This is a genomic window from [Leptolyngbya] sp. PCC 7376, from assembly GCF_000316605.1.
GTDB lineage: Bacteria > Cyanobacteriota > Cyanobacteriia > Cyanobacteriales > MRBY01 > MRBY01.
Genome location: NC_019683.1, coordinates 3402236 through 3419254 on the forward strand (window position 1 = coordinate 3402236; position 17019 = coordinate 3419254).

Here is a 17019-nt window from a genome sequence, read left to right on the forward strand (position 1 = left end):
CAGGTGTTTGTTATTTGCGGCGGCGTTGAGGTTGAAGCTTTGCAGGAGCTTTAGATTTCTGTTCTGCGGCAGGTGCTTCAGTGTTGGCGGATTCAGAGGGTTGTAACTGTTGACGACCATTGCGCACAACATTAAGCATTTGAATCAATTGCCCTTCCAAACCAGACAGCACTTGGTTGGCGTATTGATCTGCACCCTCTTGGATTTCATCAGATTCGGCGATCGCCAGCTCCCGAATTTCCCGAATTTCCTCATAGGCTTTGCGACGATTTTCTTCCACCTCAGCCGCTAAAGACTGACGCATATTTAAACATTCTTGCTCAGCATCCTGGCGCATCTGCTCTGCGTTTTGTTCTGCCTGACGAACGAGTGGCATTTCATCGAGGAGTTGCGCGGCCCGGCGTTCTGCCGCCGCCATAATCTCCTCAGCGTAATCTTCCGCTTCGACAATAATCTGTGCCTTCTGTTGGAGCACTTCCATTGCTGCCTCAATTACCTTCGGCAAACTGGCACGTACCAAATCGAGTTGATCAAGAAGTTTTTCTTCCTCCACCATCGTGATACCCGTGAGCGGAATGTGAGGGCTATCAAAAATAATTTCTTCGAGCTGAGTCAGCTGCTGCTGCACATCGAGATCAACATCTTTGTAGAGAGATGAAGATTCCGGAGATGCTACTGGGGTTTCGGTGGGTGTTGAACTCTGAAGCATTTGTAGAGATCGTTTGCGACATTATCGGGGACAAGGTGATCGATAGAACCACCGAATTTAGCAACTTCTTTGACGACGCTACTACTGAGAAAACTATACTCGTTCGACGTCGCGAGGAATACTGTCTCGATGTTAGCCCAAAGCGTCTTATTTGTATGCGCCATTTGCAGTTCTTTTTCAAAATCTGATAAGACACGCAGTCCTCTGAGCAATACTCCTGCATCCTTCTGCCGGGCGTATTCAACAGTGAGCCCCGTAAAACTTTCTACCTCCACATGGGGTAAATGCTGGGTACAGAGCTTAATCTGAGCAACGCGCTTTTCGAGGCTGAACACAGGAGATTTACTAGGATTACAGAGCACCGCTACAATCACCTTCTCAAAGAGGCGATCGCCCCGTTGGATAATGTCGAGATGGCCGAGGGTAATGGGATCAAAACTGCCGGGATAAATCGCGATCACAGGAAAAAGTGAAGAAAATTCTGTCGCGAATATTGTTGCATATCATTAGCAAAAGTATTCAGAAAAGCACTAGAGCATTAGCACATACAATGGTGGATGGTTTAAATGAAGAGTCTTCACATCATGAGTGATCATCAACCCCAAAAAATGTACGAAGGAAAGGCTAAGATTCTCTACAGCACAGCCGATCCAGACATTCTCCTCACCTACTTTAAAGACGATGCTACGGCGTTTAATGCCCAGAAAAAAGGCACTATTCGCGGCAAAGGGGAAGTGAATTGCACAATCGCCTCAGTACTTCTGAAATGGCTTGAAACAAAGGGCATTCCCACCCACCTAATCGAGCAGCCTAAGCCCAATGAAATGTTAGTTAAAGCTGTGACTATTTTGCCAGTGGAAGTGGTCGTCCGAAATATTGCGGCAGGTAGCCTCTGTAAGCAAACAGGATTAGAGCAAGGCACTGTCTTACCACAACCCCTCGTGGAATTTTTCCTTAAAGATGATGACCTCGGTGATCCTCTCTTGACTCGCGATCGCCTGATGCTGATCAATATTGTGACGGAGGCTCAAGTGAAAGAGTTGACTGACTACGCGTTGAAAATCAATGTGTTGATGCAGGAATTTTTCACAAGCTGTGACATTACCCTCGTGGATTTCAAAATTGAATTTGGCACAGACAAAAACGGCACAATTCTTTTAGCCGATGAGATTAGTCCTGACACTTGTCGCCTTTGGGACAATACCATTGCTGATCCCAATGCTCGCGTCATGGATAAAGACCGTTTCCGGAAAGATCTCGGCAAGGTTGAAGATGCTTACCAAGCAGTGCAAGCAAGGGTCCTCGCTCAGGCTGAAGCATTATCAGTTTAGATAAGTTGGTGATCGCCTATTATTCATCCAGCGAAACTTATCGATAATATCCACGTCTAACGACTCTGGTACAATCCAGCAGAATAGATTAACCTGTTGGAAAAATTTACCAACTGGCACTACCTCAGTGCAGTGCTCATTGCTCATATAACTTTCGTTTGACTTGGTGTGGACGTGCAAAAAAAACAAACTCAAGACCGTTTTGATCCCCGAACACTTGCACTGTGGGCAACTATTGCTGCCCTCGGCTCGATGTCACCAGCCCAAGCTGAGACCCATCAGAACCTATCTGATATCGCCTTAAACACTGTTGCAAGTGGCGCTGAGAACTCTGTAACAGCGACAGCAGCTTCTACGACAAACCCAGTAGAGCAAGAAATGTCTGTCGTAGCGACTTCGGATGAAACCAACGTTTCACCATCACTCACAAATGTCGTTTTTGAGTCTGCGCCAACTACGCCTGAGGCTCCCACTGAGATTGCCTTGGTTCAAGAGCCAACGGATATCGAGATTAGCGAAAGCATTGCGGTAGAAGAAACAGGTGTAGCCGAGCTAACTGCTGAGCAGCCTGTTGTAGCACCAGAAACCATTGTTAGTGCTGTGGTTGAGACAGAAACAGTAGACATGGCGATCACCCCAATCGTTAACGAAACAGAAGAGTTTGCGATACAGCCCACAACCGAGCTGGAAACTGCTCTAGTGCCAGTTGCTGAAACTCCAGAAGAAGAGCTTTTAATTGCCCAAGGTGCTCCAAGTGAAGCACGGGTATTGGTCGCGGAGATCGCGATTAACGGCACAGGCGGCAATGTTGAATTAGAACAGAGTGTTGTCCAAGCCATCGAAACACAGGCTGGACGTCCTACCACGGTTACTCAGATTCGAGCCGATGTTAATCGCATTTATGCAACAGGTCTATTTTCTAACGTCACCGCAACACCTGAAGATACACCTTTCGGTGTGAAGGTGACTTATGAAGTTGTGCCTAATCCCGTCCTGAGCAACGTGACAGTCCAAGCATTGCCCTTAGATGATAATCGTGGGATCACACCACCCGAAGTTATCGATAATATTTTTGGCGATCGCTACGGCCAGATCATTAACCTCAACGACTTCCAAGAAGGTAGCGGTAAGCTCGGCCAACTTGAGGCTTGGTATCAAAATAATGGCTATGACCTTGCAAAGGTTGTGGGTATTGATGAGCCTAGTTCTGATGGCGTGATTACCCTAGTCGTTGTAGAAGGTGTCATTGAAGATATTCGCGTCAACTTCATCAACACTGACAATGAGCCTGTGGAAGGTAAAACGCGAGAATTTATCGTGACTCGTGAAGTTCAGCTAAAGCCCGGTGATGTGTTTAACCGTGCCACTGCTCAAAACGATCTCCAGCGTGTTTTCAACCTCGGCTTGTTTGAAGATGTACAGCTCGACTTTACAACTGGTGAAGAAGATCCCACTAAAGCAATCCTCAATCTCAACGTGATTGAAGCAAATACTGGCTCTATTGCTGCAGGTGGTGGTATTAGTTCTGCGAGTGGTTTCTTCGGAACGGTTAGTTATCAGCAACAAAACCTTGGTGGTAATAACCATCGTCTGGCAACAGAGCTTCAGCTTGGTACTAGGGAAGCGTTGTTTGATGTCTCCTTTACAGATCCTTGGATTGCGAATGATCCTTTCCGTACCTCCTACAGCGTGAATGCCTTCCGTCGTCGTTCGATTTCTTTGATCTTTGATGGTGGCGATAATGATATTGATCTCGCGCAAAGTGGCGATCGCCCCCGAATTAATCGTCTTGGTGGTGGCGTAACCTTCAGTCGTCCTCTCAGCAAAAATGTTTTTGCTCGGTCAGATTGGCGCGGCTCCCTTGGTCTGCAATATCAACGAGTCACCATTACGGATGGCGATGGCGATGTCGAATTTATTGATGAAGCTGGTAATCAACTCAGTTTCTCTGATGACGGTAAGGATGACCTCACAACTCTCCGGTTTAATCTCGTCCGCGATAAGCGTAATAACCCAGCAGCACCAACCCGTGGCTCTGTGACTCGTATTGGTACTGACCAAACCATTCCTATTGGTAAAGGCGGTATTTTCTTTAATCGAATTCGTGGTAGCCATAGTTTCTATGTACCTTCTCCGCTCAAGCTACCTTTGGTGAATAAGGAAAAGCCTCATACTCTGGCCTTTAATATCCAAGGTGGAACTATTATTGGCGATCTACCTCCCTACGAAGCCTTTTCTTTGGGTGGTAGTAATTCTGTCCGTGGTTTTGAGGAAGGAGATGTTGGTAGTGGTCGCCATTATCTTCAGGCAACGGCGGAATATCGTTTCCCTGTTTTCTCTGTTGTAGGCGGTGCGCTGTTTGTGGACTACGCAACAGACTTAGGCTCTGGTGATGATGTCCCTGGTGACCCTGCTGGAACACGCGGTAAGCCTGGCGATGGTTTCGGCTATGGTATTGGCGTCCGTGTAGACTCCCCTCTCGGTAACATTCGTGTCGACTATGGTCTGAATGATGAAGGCGATAGCCGGATTCACTTCGGTATTGGTGAGCGTTTCTAAAACAAATTACTAAATCAATAAAATTATGGGGGAATAATCCCCCTTTTTTGTTATGGCAACTACTCTGAAAACGGCAGTGACTTGCTCTGGTATTGGGCTGCATTCTGGCAAAGAAACCACCGTGAAATTGATGCCCTGCGATCGCCTTATTGGCCGCTATTTTGTGCGGACAGATTTAGCAGATCAGCCAGAAATTCGTGCTCAGATTGATGCAGTTGGTCAAACCATGCTTTCAACAGAATTAGGGGTTGGTGGTGTCACAATAAGGACAACGGAACATTTATTGGCAGCCCTAACGGGTTTAGGTGTAGATCATGCCCGCATTGAAATTTCTGGAGCTGAGTTACCGTTACTGGATGGTTCTGCAAAAGACTGGGCAGCGGCGATCGCCTCAGCAGGAATTCAGACTATAAGTTCGGAGTCTAGCGAATCTCTAGTCGTGTCCGAGCCTATTTGGATACGAGAAGGGGATACTTTTGTTGCAGCTTTGCCTTCAGAAGAATTGCGGTTTAGCTATGGTATTGATTTTCCCTATAAGCCCATCGGTAATCAGTGGCATAGTTGGAGTCCAGTAGCAGAACCCTTCGAACAGGCGATCGCCCCTGCCCGCACCTTTGGCTTTGCGGATCAGATTGAGCAACTGCAGAAAGCTGGCTTAATTCAAGGAGGAAGCCTGGAGAATGCCCTCGTGTGCGACCACGAAAAATGGATCAATCCACCTCTCCGCTACGATAATGAACCCGCCCGCCATAAACTTCTCGATTTAATCGGTGATTTGAGTCTATTGGGAACAATTCCTACTGCTCACTATCTTGCCTACAAAGCAAGCCATAAACTTCATACTCAGCTGGCAAAACAACTCGCCATTCTTGGAAACACATAACTTTTTTCCGGTAACCCAGTAACCTATGGACTGGGCGTGGATTTTCGGTAGCTTTAAAATAGCCATCAAGTAAATATTCAATAAAAAGCCTACCCAGTCGGGTAGGCTTTTTAATTTAAAAAATATGCAATTTAATTCTTCATTTAGGGAAATGACGATTTAGTAGTTACCGTTGTTTAAACGCTCTTGGCCCTCAAGGAATACATCAGAGGGAGGTGTAACGGTGAAACGGTCGAGATTTGCTTCGAGCTTTGCAATCTGTCTCTCGCTCAAACCAGGGATATCGAGAACATCTTGAACGTTTTCGTAGGGACCATACTTAACAATAAGTTTGGCGAGGGTGGGGTAAAAACCTCGGAGTTCGCGAAACAATCTAACATTTGCGTTGTTGAGGTCAAGTTTCTGGCCATACTCACTTTCGAGTACTTTATCGGCTGCGTTAACACGTTCACCGAGTACTGCCGCTGAAACGAAACCATTGCTCAAATCGACAGCTTGAGCTTGGGGCTGAGCCGCGAAAAATACACAGCCGATCATGAGGACAAACCCCATTACTGCACTCACAATTCTACTCATTACGATTGACTCCTCCTAAGCTTTTAGAAGCTTTTGATGATTTTTAGTATGTATATTTCAAATTCGGGTCTCCAGTAGAACTAGAGCCACAGACATGGAAAATTCTGGCTTATTATTTCATTTTTTGTCGTTGATTGTCATCTTTCGGTTTTTGAACCTGAGGAACGGTAACAAAAGTTCATGATTTAGCTGCTAACGTTGCGACTTCTATCATTTTCTTGCGGGCGATCGCCGTGGTTCTAGGTTTTTATGGAAGTTACGCCATAATAAATTTTTGTAGCCAATACAACAAAAGGAGCATCAAAATTTTATGTCTCTTCGACTAGGCGATGTTGCGCCCAACTTTACCCAAGACTCCACCGAAGGAGAGCTGAATTTTTACGACTGGACAGGTGATAGCTGGGTTGTGTTGTTCTCTCACCCAGCGGATTTTACGCCTGTTTGCACAACTGAACTCGGTGAAGTTGCTCGCCTCAAAGGTGAATTTGCTAAGCGCAATGCAAAGGTCATTGCCCTCAGCGTTGATGATACGGAGTCCCATAATGGCTGGGTTGGTGATATTACTGAAACCCAAGGCTGTGCGGTAAATTACCCAATTTTGTCTGATGCAGACAAGAAAGTGGCAACGCTCTACGACATGATTCATCCCAACGCGAATCCGAAGGTGACTGTCCGTACTGTATTTGTGATCGATCCTCAGCACAAAGTTCGATTGACGATTACTTATCCACCTGCGACTGGTCGTAATTTCCAAGAGATTTTGCGGGTGCTCGATTCTCTCCAATTGACGGATGATTATAGTGTGGCAACGCCTGTGAATTGGAAAGATGGCGAGGATGTTGTTGTTTCTCCCGCAATTTCCACTGAGGATGCGAAAGCGAAATTCCCGAAAGGGGTCAAGGAAATTAAGCCTTATCTTCGGATGACTCCCCAGCCGAATAAGTAAGATTTCAGTTTTTAGTTGTAATTTTTAGTTTGAAAATATGTTTGGCGATCGCCCTAGTCTTGTTTATAGGATGAGTGGCGATCGTCTTTTTATTGAGAGATTTGAGCAGATTATTCCGGTCAATCGAGAAAAATTAAAGTTAGTCTAGGGAAGAGTTTTGACCTAATGTCGCCGCATTGTCCCAATGACAGCTAATCCCACACCGTCCCAGAAGAAACCGCCAGCTTCCAAGATATTCGCGCGAATTCGTAATTTACCGAAGCCTACCCCCGAAGAATCGAAAATCCTGCGGATATTAGTGCAGGTGCTGGTCATTATCGGGATTATCGCCACAGATGTTGCTTCAGAATGGTCGTTACGTTGGTTTAATTTGCCTGTCAGTATTTTTGCGGTACCGTTGACGATCGCCGCTGGATTATGGAGTTGGAAAAGTCGTAAGGACTCCAATATTGGCGTTAAATTTCTGATTGCCATTGGGATGTTGGCAATGTTGCTCTTGTTCTTCCGTAATCTCTACGCAAACTTTAATGACACCCGTTTAGTCCTCGCCGAGCTTTTAATTCAGCTACAAATTCTCCATGGTTTTGATATGCCTCGCCGTAAGGATTTGGGCTATTCGATGGTGATTGGTTTGATCCTGATCGGCGTTGCGGGAACTGTCTCCCAATCCTTAGTCTTTTCCCCGTTCTTATTATTATTTTTGGCGATCGCCCTGCCCGTTTTAGTGCTGGATTATCGCTCAAGGTTGGGGCTTGAAAGTTTAGACCAACTTCTCTGGAAACGCAGGAGTAGTCAACGAAGCATTCGCAAAAATCTTTTGCAATATTCACCCTTGTCACCTAAACGCTTAGGTGCAATTTTAGGAATTGTGCTGGTGCTAGGTATGGGGATTTTTGCGATCATGCCGCGCTTTCCTGGCTATCAACTGAGTACATTGCCCGTCAGTTTGCCGAGTGATGCCCCTGCAAATCAAAGGTTTAATAACTCGAATCGAAGTTTGGCGAACCCCGGTTATGAGCGCCGAGGCAACGATGAAAATGGCGGCACTGGCGGCGAGAGATTTAGTGATGGTAATGCTGGCGGTGGCGACGAAGATGGTGAAGGCCGAGGTGGTCAAGGAGAAGGTAGTCCATTAGAAGGCCAAGGCCAAATCGATAAAACTGACTACTACGGTTTTAACGACAAGATTAATCAGAATCTACGTGGCGAGATGGAGAAAAGTCTTGTGATGCGGGTGCGATCGCAGGCACCAGGTTTTTGGCGAGTTATGGCTTTTGATCATTACACCGGGCAAGGTTGGGAAGTTACCAATCCTGATCAACTAAGTCTAACGGAGCGATCGCGCTGGGGAGGACGTTTTTTCTTATCTCCCTTTATTCCACCGACGGTACAAACAAAGAAAATCATTCAAAGTTACACTGCGGTTAAGTCGTTGCCTAATATTGTGCCCGCGATGACTTATCCCTCGGAGCTTTATTTCCCGACCCAAGAAATTGGTCGCGATCGCCTCGGAAATTTACGCTCTCCATTGGGTTTGCTGGAAGGTTTGACCTATACAGTCGTTTCGGAAGTTCCGTATCGCGATCGCGCGAAATTAGCGATCTCTGGTTCAGAATATCCCGAGCAAATCAGAGATAAATATCTGCAAGTCCCACCAGAACTTGAAGAGAAAGTGCGGGAGGTGGCAGAGGATATTTTGTCGCGCTCCAATAGCGAAATTGCATCCCCCTACGAAAAAGCGCTTTATCTGACTCAGGGTCTCAAACAAAGATTTCCGACAGCACAGGAGATTCCCTTTTTCGAGGATGGCGAAGATTTAGTGGAGTCTTTTCTTTTTAAATATCAAGGCGGTTATGCTGACCATTACGCAACGGTTCTCACAATTATGTTGCGGTCAATTGGTATTCCTGCGCGATTTGCGACAGGGTTTGGCGAAGGGGATTTCAATCCATTTACCGGTTATTATCTCGTTCACAATACTGATGCCCATGCGTTGACTGAAGCTTATTTTGCTGGGCAAGGTTGGTTTTCGTTTGATCCGTTGCCCGGTCATGAGATTGTGCCAACTTCCTTTGAAGATTCCGGTGCTTTTAATGTGGTGACATGGTTTTGGGAATGGGTTGCAAGCTGGTTGCCTCCACCAATTTTGGCGTTCTTTGAAGGGCTTTGGACGACAAGCCTTGAGATTGTGGGCTACGTCATTATCCGTGTCTGGCAATTTATCTCTGGCAGTATTGTCGGGGCTGTGGTCGGGGCGATCGCCGCATCATTTGCAGGTATGGGCATCTGGTTTATGTTCCGACAAATTCGTGGCTGGTTAAAACGCCGAAAGTTTGCTCGTTTACCCCAGATGGAACAGCTCTATCAGCAAATGTTGGCTCAGCTCAAACTTAAGGGTCATAACAAAAAAGATAGCCAGACCCCATCCGAATTTGTCGCAAGATTAGAAAACAAGTACCAACCCGAAGCGGTGGGCATCATCTCTGAAATTACTCAGGCTTATCTCAATTGGCGCTATGGCGGACAGGCCGCAAATACAGAATATCTACAAACAAAACTGAATTTGCTCCAGAAGCATCTAAAACGTCTAAAAGCCTGACGCTGTAATGCTTTGATTGGGTACGGAGAGAGGGGGATTCGAACCCCCGTTAGGTTTGACCCTAAAACAGTTTTCGAGACTGCCGCATTCAACCACTCTGCCACCTCTCCAGATAGGCCTAACTATTCTAAGAATAAAACGGCGAACTTGGCTAGCCTCCAGCCTAGAAATTACTTAGAAATTATTGGAATTTTTTGAGTGCAAATTTTCCTCGTTCAGCCACGGATGGAGAAACATCCCTAGATAATTGCTCGGCGATCGCCACCAAATCATTTACTTGTATATCGTCTCCTATCTCTTGAAACAAAACATTGCCAGCGACGCGACGCACAATTGCAGAACGATCTTGAGCAGCTTTTTGCAATGTGATGAGGAACGATTGTTGAGGTTGAATATATCTTGTCCCGGTAGTGGTGCACTAGTAATGGTTGTGGAAGAATAGGGGCAAGATTAAACGTCAAGTCTCACCGTGCTCACTTGCCCTCAATGTCAGTCTCCCAGCACCATTAAATATGGTCACACCCATTCGGGAAAGCAGCGCTATCGTTGCCATGAATGTGGTCGCCAGTTTGTGGAACATCCTGCCCACCCTCCCATTGCAACTGACACTCGTCAATTGATTGACCGTCTCCTATTAGAACGTCTCTCTCTCGCTGGTATCACTCGTGCCACAGGGGTCTCTCTGCGCTGGCTACAGTACTATGTCAATGCCAAATTAGAGACTGTGCCTCACGAGTTACCTGTGACTCAAAAAAAAGAGGGCAACTGACCATCGAAATGGATGAATTGTGGTCTTTTGTCGGTAGTAAAGGTGAGAAAGCATGGATTTGGCTGGCTCTTGACCGAGACACCCGAGAGGTGGTGGGATATGCCATCGGAGACCGTAGTCAAAAGACTGCGAAACAATTATGGGATTCTCTGCCTCCTGTGTATCGTCAGTGTGCGCTGGTCTACACCGATTATTGGGATGCCTATGGCTGTGTCTTACCGAGTAAACGTCATCGAGTTGTGGGCAAGGAGACTGGACAAACAAATCATATTGAGAGATTCAACAACACTCTACGTCAGAGAACGTCCCGCTTAGTCCGTCAGGCACTTTCCTTCTCGAAGAAGTGGGAAAACCACATTGGAGCAGTGGTCTATTTTCTCAGACACTATAATCTCTCTCTTCAGTTATGACCATTACTTGTGCATCACTACCCTTGTCCCAAGTACAGCTTTATATTTACCGTCTCTGAAGTATTGATCTGACCACTGCCAGCGACGACCCTCTAACCACACCACTTTTTTCTCGAGGAGATAACGGTAAGCCTTGGCACGCACTGCTGGCTGAATAGCATTTTCAGCAATGTCAAATAAATCGTTATCTAGGACAGAAATACGACCAATCTGACTCATGATTGAAGCCACTGGACCTGCTGGTCGTTCTTGAATTCGCTTGGATATAAGTGGAGCAATATCCGGTAAATAAAGAAGATTTAGCAGCACCTCCAGCTCTTGCTTGGATATACGTCCCCAACTGGATAGATGAGACAAAATTCCCCAAAGTGCGTCCACCACATATTCGGGTCTTGTTTGGGTGGCAATAATTGGTACTTGCCTTCTCGCTGCATCGCAAACTGCTGGAACCCAATCATTGAGTCGCCTGAGAACTAAAGCAAACAGAAATGCATTAGGTGCATCGCTTTTGATACCAATTAAAACTTCTTCTCGTTTAAATCCATTCCCGCTGCACAAATCCAACCATGGCGAAATATTTGAAGAGTTAGTAAATGGTGGCCAGTTACTTTGAACAGTCTTTTGAAGAGAGAACCGTCGCAAACAATGGAGCGGCGAACGCAACCAAGCTTCCCAACGCTCAAGCTTTGTGATGGGTAGAAAGCTAGTGATCTGGATAAACTCGCTTAAAGCAACGGCTGTTTCTTTCTGCTCATGCACAGCTTTCTGAAGATTAACAACAGCTTGTAAAACCCATATTTTCAGTTCTTGGTTGTTGAATGACATATCAATTCTCGAACTAAGGACAATCTTGAAGTATAACCGTATTATGCTCGAAGTCTGTTTTTTGCTTGAACAGGACTTACGCAAAAAGGTCTGATAAGAATTGAGGTATGAGCTTTACGAAATTAGACTATTGTCAATATCTACTAAGCAGTCCAGTCAACTACACTGTGACAAATTTAGCTGAGCATTTGGAAGGAATAAGCCACGACCGAATTAATCGCTATTTACGCGGTGAAAAATTGACCTCCCGACTGCTGTGGGAAAATGTCAAACCCCCTCTGAGTCCTGATGAGAATGGATACATCGTCTTTGATGACACAGTATTGGATAAGAGATTTGCTAGCTCGATAGAGTTGGCAAGGCGACAGTATAGCGGCAACGAACACCGAGTCATCAATGGCATCGGACTCGTCAATTGTGTGTATGTCAATCCTCTGACCCAGCAGTTTTGGGTGATTGACTATCGCCTTTATCACAGAGAGGGGGATGGGAAAAGTAAGCTTGAGCATCTGTCTGAAATGCTTGAGGATCTTGTCTTCTCCAAAGAGTTAGCCTTTCGGACAGTGCTGATGGATAGTTGGTATGACACCCAAAAACTGATGGCTCAAATCGACTAGTTGGACAAAATTTACTATTGTCCACTCAAACGCAATCGCCGAGTCGATGACAGTGGTGGCAGTAAATCCTACCAACGGGTAGAAGAACTTCACTGGGATGAAGACACCTTAGCCCATGGCACACAGATTAAGCCCCAGAGACAAGAAGGTGAGACTATTCCGAGTCACGGTGTCTTCCCGCCGGACGGACTATGTCGCAACGAACGGCTTGACTCAGAATTCTACCGATGCCGTACAAGATGAGTCTGGCATCCGTTGGAAGATTGAGGAGTTTCACCGCGAACTCAAACAACTCACTGGTGTGGATGCTTGTCAGTGCCGCAAGGGACGAATTCAACGCAATCATATTGCCTGCGCCTTATTGGTTTGGACTCGCCTTAAGAGCCTTGCTTATCAAAGTACTCAAACCATTTATCAAATTAAGCACGGGATGCTTTCCCAATACCTCATTGCACAGCTTCAGCGACACACTATTTCTATGACTCTTGCGTAAGTCCTGACCATTTACGGATAGTTTCATAAGTGACGTCGATACCACGGTATTTCATCATCTTTTGGATATCGCGGTGGCTCAAGGGAAATGTGTAGTAAAACGTGAGTTCTGGATAAGGAAATGAGACTCTAATTGAGTTGGAGAGAAGGTTTCTTAGGCTGATGACAATAGGCAATCAAGCCACACAGCAAATTGACACAGAAGTTCGCTGGACTACGATGTCTAGAGTGCTCAATCTGAGAAATGTTCTTCAGTTGGTCAATCACGGTTTCAATCAAAGCTCGTTTACGAGCGATGAATTTATCTTGCCAGAGCATCAAGCGATTCTCCATATTGCGGCGAGGTTTAGCAATTAACATCACATCATGTTCTTCTTTGAGATGTTGTGCCAGAGCTTGGGACACATAGCCCTTATCTCCAAAGACTTTGCCGAATAAATTCCGTAACAGTTCAACGACAGGCTTTCTGTCATCAATATTGCCAGGAGTGATTTGTACATGAAGTAATTCTCCCCGATCATTAATGACCAGATGGAGTTTGAAGCCAAAGAACCATCCAACAGAGGTTTTACCTCTAGCGGCATGACCGTTAAAGACTCGATGTTGGGCAATACGGCGATTGTGACAAACTTTGATACTGGTGGCATCAATGAAACTAATACCTGTGCATTGACCATAACAGTGCTGTAGGTAGACACATAGAGGTACTAACGTCGAAGGCATCCACTCCACAAAACGTTGGTCACTCACGGCTCTGGGAAAAGCTCTTCGCCAGTGATGACGCACATTGATGAGATAGAAATACTTGAAGTTACGATAGTGAGATTGATGAAATGCAATCAATATCGTCATTATCTCGCTGAGACTAAGGCTTCTAGGGCGACGTCGCCGCCGTTGTTTCGAGGCCAGTAATTGTTGTTGCCATTGAGGTTCAAAGACTTGGCAGAAATCATCAATGGAACAAAACAAAGGTTCTAGACTGGTCATGGGAGAAAGTGGTGGATTGCTTATTAACGTGAGTTCTGGATAAGGAAATGAGACTCTAATTGAGTTGGAGAGAAGGTTTCTTAGGCTGATGACAATAGGCAATCAAGCCACACAGCAAATTGACACAGAAGTTCGCTGGACTACGATGTCTAGAGTGCTCAATCTGAGAAATGTTCTTCAGTTGGTCAATCACGGTTTCAATCAAAGCTCGTTTACGAGCGATGAATGTATCTTGCCAGAGCATCAAGTGATTCTTCATATTGCGGCGAGGTTTAGCAATTAACATCACATCATGTTCTTCTTTGAGATGTTGTGCCAGAGCTTGGGACACATAGCCCTTATCTCCAAAAACTTTGCCGAATAAATTCCGTAACAGTTCAACGACAGGCTTTCTGTCATCAATATTGCCAGGAGTGATTTGTACATGAAGTAATTCTCCTCGGTCATTAATGACCAGATGGAGTTTGAAGCCAAAGAACCACCCAACAGAGGTTTTACCTCTAGCGGCATGACCGTTAAAGACTCGATGTTGGGCAATACGGCGATTGTGACAAACTTTGATACTGGTGGCATCAATGAAACTAATGCCTGTGCAATCTCCATAACAGTCACATAAATAGGCACATAGAGGCACTAAGCTGGAGGGCATCCATGCCACAAAGCGTTGATAACTCACTGCTTTGGGAAAGGCTTTTTGCCAATAGTGTCGCACCATCAGGAGATAGAAATGCTTGAAATTACGATAGTGAGATTGATGAAATGCAATCAGTATCGTCATCACCTCACTCAAGCTTAGGCTTCTAGAACGGTGACGATACCTTTTGCAAGAGCTAAGTAATTCTTGATGCCACTGAGGTTCAAAGACCTGGCAGAAATCGTCAACGTCACAAAATAAAGCGTCTAAACTAAGCATAGGAGAAAGCTGTGGATTGGTTTCAACTGCCACGATATGAGCTTTCTTCTTTTCTTTCCTTATCCAGAACTCACGTTAGTAAAGCCAAATGCAATGAGAGATGATCTCGCTTGGGTAGCGATGTCTTTTGTAGAAATGATTCATTGACTCATCCTACAAAATCCTTGTCGTGAAAACCCTTCACTTCACTTGACAATGCCGTCCATTGCTATATCTCGCTCGACTTCATCGAAAGACTTGATGTTATTCAAAGTCTCTGGAAATGTTAGAGCATTCGATTTGATTGCTGATTCATGACCTCAAATTCGAGGATGTTCCTGTCCCCCAATGCTCATAGATTCATACCTCTATTCTGCAACGCCGTATTTTGTATTACCAGAGCAAAATGCGAGAGAACAACCTATGGCTCCAAGGAAGGTTGCGAAACTTTTAAAGGCTTTTTTGCCGCTGGATTTTCTGATTGAGATGGCTCTTTAAACTGCTCCACACTCAAGGGTTGAGACGACCAATATTCATGATCTAAATCTGCCTGACTCAAGATTTTTTTGAACGCAACATCCTCCGACACTACCACAAGGGAACGCTCTATCGACTCCGCAAAGGTTTCATCTTTTGACATTAAAGTCCCTAATTCCTTCGTAAACTGACTAATATTTTGCTCAGAAGGATTTTCTTCCGCTTCCGTTAGGGTTTCAATCGAGCCTTGTTTTTGAAATTGCTCTCGTACAGACTGAATGAGCTGTCCTACACGCTGGTAAACAGCCTCCCCCATATGCTCTCCACTTTTTTCTAGGGCTTTCGAGAAAATAACAGCGGCGATCGCCGAAGTTGTTGCCGTGATATGAGCTGGATTTAGAGCCATAAATCAAAAAACAAACTATTAAGAGGTCAGCTTACATAATTTGCTTCAAGAACGAAACGTCCGCATCCCCAAAATGTACACTGAGCGCAATATGCAAATTCTCTAAAGACTTCACAAGCCAAGGTACACCTTCCTTAGATTGAGCCTCATAATGACTAAATAAAATCGAAAAACGCCTCTCTAAATGCGGTTTCGCCTTACCGCACATCAAAACCAGTTTCAAAAGTAGTGCGACAGTTGCTGTCGGCCCCAGATTCGTGATCATATCCACAAACACATAGTGCTCAGGATTTTGAGGACTATCCACCACCAAGAAATTCAGCAGTTGGCTCGTCGTCCGCATCATCAACAGCTCATTGGGACGATGGTCATCATATCGCGGCAAAATCGTTTGTAGTTTCTGATAAAGCCGTTTATTAAACCGCAAATCGCCATACTTACTATCTACACTGGAAATTAGATAGCCATATAGCTCATTTTTAAACTCTTGATAGGAAACCACCTCAGAGCTACGCCGCAAAAAATGCCGCGATAAATCCCGATAGCTATAGCCGCGCTCAGGCTTCCCGACAAATCGTTTAAGAGCTGTCCCAAGTTCCTTTTCGGTGAGTAGCGTTGGATTATGGACGCCTTGAAGCATTCTCCGGGCTTGCTTCATAGACTGGGTTCGCCGTGCTAACTGAGCTAGACGAACTTGATAAGTGACATATTTAGACAGCTCTAGCTCAAACGAGCGTTGAATCCGTGATTGTACTTGCCGCACAGTTTGTTGGTGTTCAATGCTGCTATCTTCACTCAGCAAACAATGTTCGTATAGATAGGGATAGCGACGAATAAGCTGACCTACGGCAATATCGCCGTTACTCCAGGTAAAATCTTTACCGCCAAGCTCAATAATCCGTGATATCCGCTGTAGGGTCAGATATTGCTCAGTTCGAATAAACTCAGCAACAAGCTGTCTGAGGCGTCGAGTAAAACGTGAGCTGGAGATATTTGGTGGTGGAACAGATTTAAAGAGATCAACCAGTTTGGGGATTGCTTTCTGGAGCTGCGGGTGAATTTGCCAACGGTTGATCAGAATATGGCAGCAACGATTAAGAATAAATTTAAAGTCTTCGTCGATACCAGAGGAATTTAAAACTTCATAGAGAGCCTGTTTCAGTTCATCGCTAGGGGCATCTCGTCCTTCTAATAAAAATTGTTGAAATTGGGGTAGTAGTTCTTCGGGGGTTTGTGTCTGAACGGAGTAAAGCAAATAGTCATAGAGCTTCTGCTCGGCATAGGTTGTATGCCTTAGCGGAGATACAGGAGGAGAAGCTTTAGTCACGCTGTTTCTTCGTTAGAGTGGGGTGAACTGGGACAGGAGAATTACATGGCCGAAGGACAATAGTAATAATTTTGAGGTATTCGGGATGCTTATTTGGCATCAGTTAATACATCTGGGTTGATTACCATTTCCATCTAAATAAGCCTGATTTCGGTGAAATGTTGACCTTTTAAATTATTTTAGACTTCTTCTGGCAGTGTCAGGTTTCGAGTGC

15 protein-coding genes, 1 tRNA gene and 1 pseudogene are annotated in these 17019 nt (G+C 45.2%); 7 read left to right on the plus strand and 10 right to left on the minus strand.

What is annotated here, in order from left to right:
• Positions 1–10: 10 nt before the first annotated feature.
• Together LEPTO7376_RS15275 and coaD are read right to left on the minus strand one after the other, a co-directional pair.
• Positions 11–709: a hypothetical protein gene (locus LEPTO7376_RS15275; protein WP_015135063.1), complete on the minus strand. Its 699-nt coding sequence runs from the start codon at positions 707–709 to the stop codon at positions 11–13.
• Positions 673–1170, minus strand: a complete 498-nt coding sequence (gene coaD, locus LEPTO7376_RS15280) for a pantetheine-phosphate adenylyltransferase (RefSeq protein WP_015135064.1) — start codon at positions 1168–1170, stop codon at positions 673–675. Before coaD ends, LEPTO7376_RS15275 begins: the two co-directional genes overlap by 37 nt.
• A gap of 123 nt (positions 1171–1293) precedes the next feature.
• On the opposite strand from coaD, the gene purC reads away from it, so the two are divergent.
• The 3 genes from purC (at position 1294) to lpxC (ending at position 5482) form a co-directional block, all read left to right on the plus strand.
• Positions 1294–2040 (plus strand): phosphoribosylaminoimidazolesuccinocarboxamide synthase, encoded by a 747-nt coding sequence (gene purC, locus LEPTO7376_RS15285; RefSeq protein ID WP_015135065.1) that lies wholly within the window; start codon positions 1294–1296, stop codon positions 2038–2040.
• 174 nt (positions 2041–2214) lie between these two features.
• On the plus strand, positions 2215–4599 hold the full coding sequence (locus LEPTO7376_RS15290) for a BamA/TamA family outer membrane protein (RefSeq protein WP_225901106.1): 2385 nt from the start codon (positions 2215–2217) through the stop codon (positions 4597–4599).
• A 52-nt stretch (positions 4600–4651) separates the two neighbouring features.
• A complete protein-coding gene (lpxC, locus tag LEPTO7376_RS15295) occupies positions 4652–5482 on the plus strand; it encodes a UDP-3-O-acyl-N-acetylglucosamine deacetylase (protein ID WP_015135067.1) in 831 nt (276 codons plus the stop codon).
• A gap of 159 nt (positions 5483–5641) precedes the next feature.
• Here lpxC and psbU read toward each other — a convergent pair whose 3' ends face one another.
• The gene (gene psbU, locus LEPTO7376_RS15300; RefSeq protein WP_015135068.1) at positions 5642–6058 is read right to left on the minus strand and encodes a photosystem II complex extrinsic protein PsbU; all 417 of its coding nucleotides are present in this window, start codon (positions 6056–6058) and stop codon (positions 5642–5644) included.
• A gap of 310 nt (positions 6059–6368) precedes the next feature.
• Between psbU and LEPTO7376_RS15305 the strand changes: the two genes are divergently transcribed.
• Positions 6369–7004: a peroxiredoxin gene (locus tag LEPTO7376_RS15305; protein ID WP_015135069.1), complete on the plus strand. Its 636-nt coding sequence runs from the start codon at positions 6369–6371 to the stop codon at positions 7002–7004.
• Between the two features lie 184 nt (positions 7005–7188).
• Positions 7189–9603, plus strand: a complete 2415-nt coding sequence (locus LEPTO7376_RS15310) for a DUF3488 and DUF4129 domain-containing transglutaminase family protein (RefSeq protein ID WP_015135071.1) — start codon at positions 7189–7191, stop codon at positions 9601–9603.
• Between the two features lie 23 nt (positions 9604–9626).
• Here the strand turns inward: LEPTO7376_RS15310 and LEPTO7376_RS15315 are convergent.
• Both LEPTO7376_RS15315 and LEPTO7376_RS15320 read right to left on the minus strand, forming a co-directional pair.
• A tRNA-Ser gene (locus LEPTO7376_RS15315) sits at positions 9627–9713 on the minus strand.
• 71 nt (positions 9714–9784) lie between these two features.
• Entirely contained in the window at positions 9785–9967 is a 183-nt protein-coding gene (locus tag LEPTO7376_RS15320) for a hypothetical protein (RefSeq protein WP_041763709.1), read from the minus strand.
• 105 nt (positions 9968–10072) lie between these two features.
• On the opposite strand from LEPTO7376_RS15320, the gene LEPTO7376_RS24910 reads away from it, so the two are divergent.
• A protein-coding gene (locus LEPTO7376_RS24910) for an IS1 family transposase (protein ID WP_225901104.1) occupies positions 10073–10782 on the plus strand; the annotation gives its coding sequence in 2 pieces (ribosomal slippage) (positions 10073–10352 and positions 10352–10782; 711 coding nt in all).
• Between the two features lie 3 nt (positions 10783–10785).
• Here the strand turns inward: LEPTO7376_RS24910 and LEPTO7376_RS15335 are convergent.
• Positions 10786–11607 carry a hypothetical protein gene (locus tag LEPTO7376_RS15335; RefSeq protein WP_015135072.1) on the minus strand — a complete coding sequence of 274 codons (822 nt, stop codon included), beginning with the start codon at positions 11605–11607 and terminating at the stop codon, positions 10786–10788.
• Between the two features lie 107 nt (positions 11608–11714).
• Here LEPTO7376_RS15335 and LEPTO7376_RS15340 point away from each other — a divergent pair.
• Positions 11715–12717, plus strand: a pseudogene (locus LEPTO7376_RS15340) (transposase).
• Positions 12718–12845: 128 nt separating this feature from the next.
• Here the strand turns inward: LEPTO7376_RS15340 and LEPTO7376_RS15345 are convergent.
• From LEPTO7376_RS15345 to LEPTO7376_RS15360, 4 genes are all read right to left on the minus strand, one after another.
• Positions 12846–13703, minus strand: a complete 858-nt coding sequence (locus LEPTO7376_RS15345) for an IS982 family transposase (RefSeq protein WP_015135073.1) — start codon at positions 13701–13703, stop codon at positions 12846–12848.
• Positions 13704–13758: 55 nt separating this feature from the next.
• Positions 13759–14616 carry an IS982 family transposase gene (locus LEPTO7376_RS15350; protein ID WP_015135074.1) on the minus strand — a complete coding sequence of 286 codons (858 nt, stop codon included), beginning with the start codon at positions 14614–14616 and terminating at the stop codon, positions 13759–13761.
• 400 nt (positions 14617–15016) lie between these two features.
• Positions 15017–15478, minus strand: coding sequence for a hypothetical protein (locus tag LEPTO7376_RS15355; RefSeq protein WP_015135075.1), 462 nt, complete (start codon positions 15476–15478; stop codon positions 15017–15019).
• 31 nt (positions 15479–15509) lie between these two features.
• Positions 15510–16805 carry a hypothetical protein gene (locus LEPTO7376_RS15360; protein WP_015135076.1) on the minus strand — a complete coding sequence of 432 codons (1296 nt, stop codon included), beginning with the start codon at positions 16803–16805 and terminating at the stop codon, positions 15510–15512.
• Positions 16806–17019 lie beyond the last annotated feature (214 nt).

Bases quoted from the DNA above. Each gene is read 5' to 3' on its own strand.
- LEPTO7376_RS15275 (WP_015135063.1), bottom strand. From the start codon at position 709: ATGCTTCAGAGTTCAACACCCACCGAAACCCCAGTAGCATCTCCGGAA.
- purC (WP_015135065.1), top strand. From the start codon at position 1,294: ATGAGTGATCATCAACCCCAAAAAATGTACGAAGGAAAGGCTAAGATT.
- lpxC (WP_015135067.1), top strand. From the start codon at position 4,652: ATGGCAACTACTCTGAAAACGGCAGTGACTTGCTCTGGTATTGGGCTG.
- psbU (WP_015135068.1), bottom strand. From the start codon at position 6,058: ATGAGTAGAATTGTGAGTGCAGTAATGGGGTTTGTCCTCATGATCGGC.
- LEPTO7376_RS15305 (WP_015135069.1), top strand. From the start codon at position 6,369: ATGTCTCTTCGACTAGGCGATGTTGCGCCCAACTTTACCCAAGACTCC.
- LEPTO7376_RS15310 (WP_015135071.1), top strand. From the start codon at position 7,189: ATGACAGCTAATCCCACACCGTCCCAGAAGAAACCGCCAGCTTCCAAG.
- LEPTO7376_RS15335 (WP_015135072.1), bottom strand. From the start codon at position 11,607: ATGTCATTCAACAACCAAGAACTGAAAATATGGGTTTTACAAGCTGTT.
- LEPTO7376_RS15345 (WP_015135073.1), bottom strand. From the start codon at position 13,703: ATGACCAGTCTAGAACCTTTGTTTTGTTCCATTGATGATTTCTGCCAA.
- LEPTO7376_RS15350 (WP_015135074.1), bottom strand. From the start codon at position 14,616: ATGCTTAGTTTAGACGCTTTATTTTGTGACGTTGACGATTTCTGCCAG.
- LEPTO7376_RS15355 (WP_015135075.1), bottom strand. From the start codon at position 15,478: ATGGCTCTAAATCCAGCTCATATCACGGCAACAACTTCGGCGATCGCC.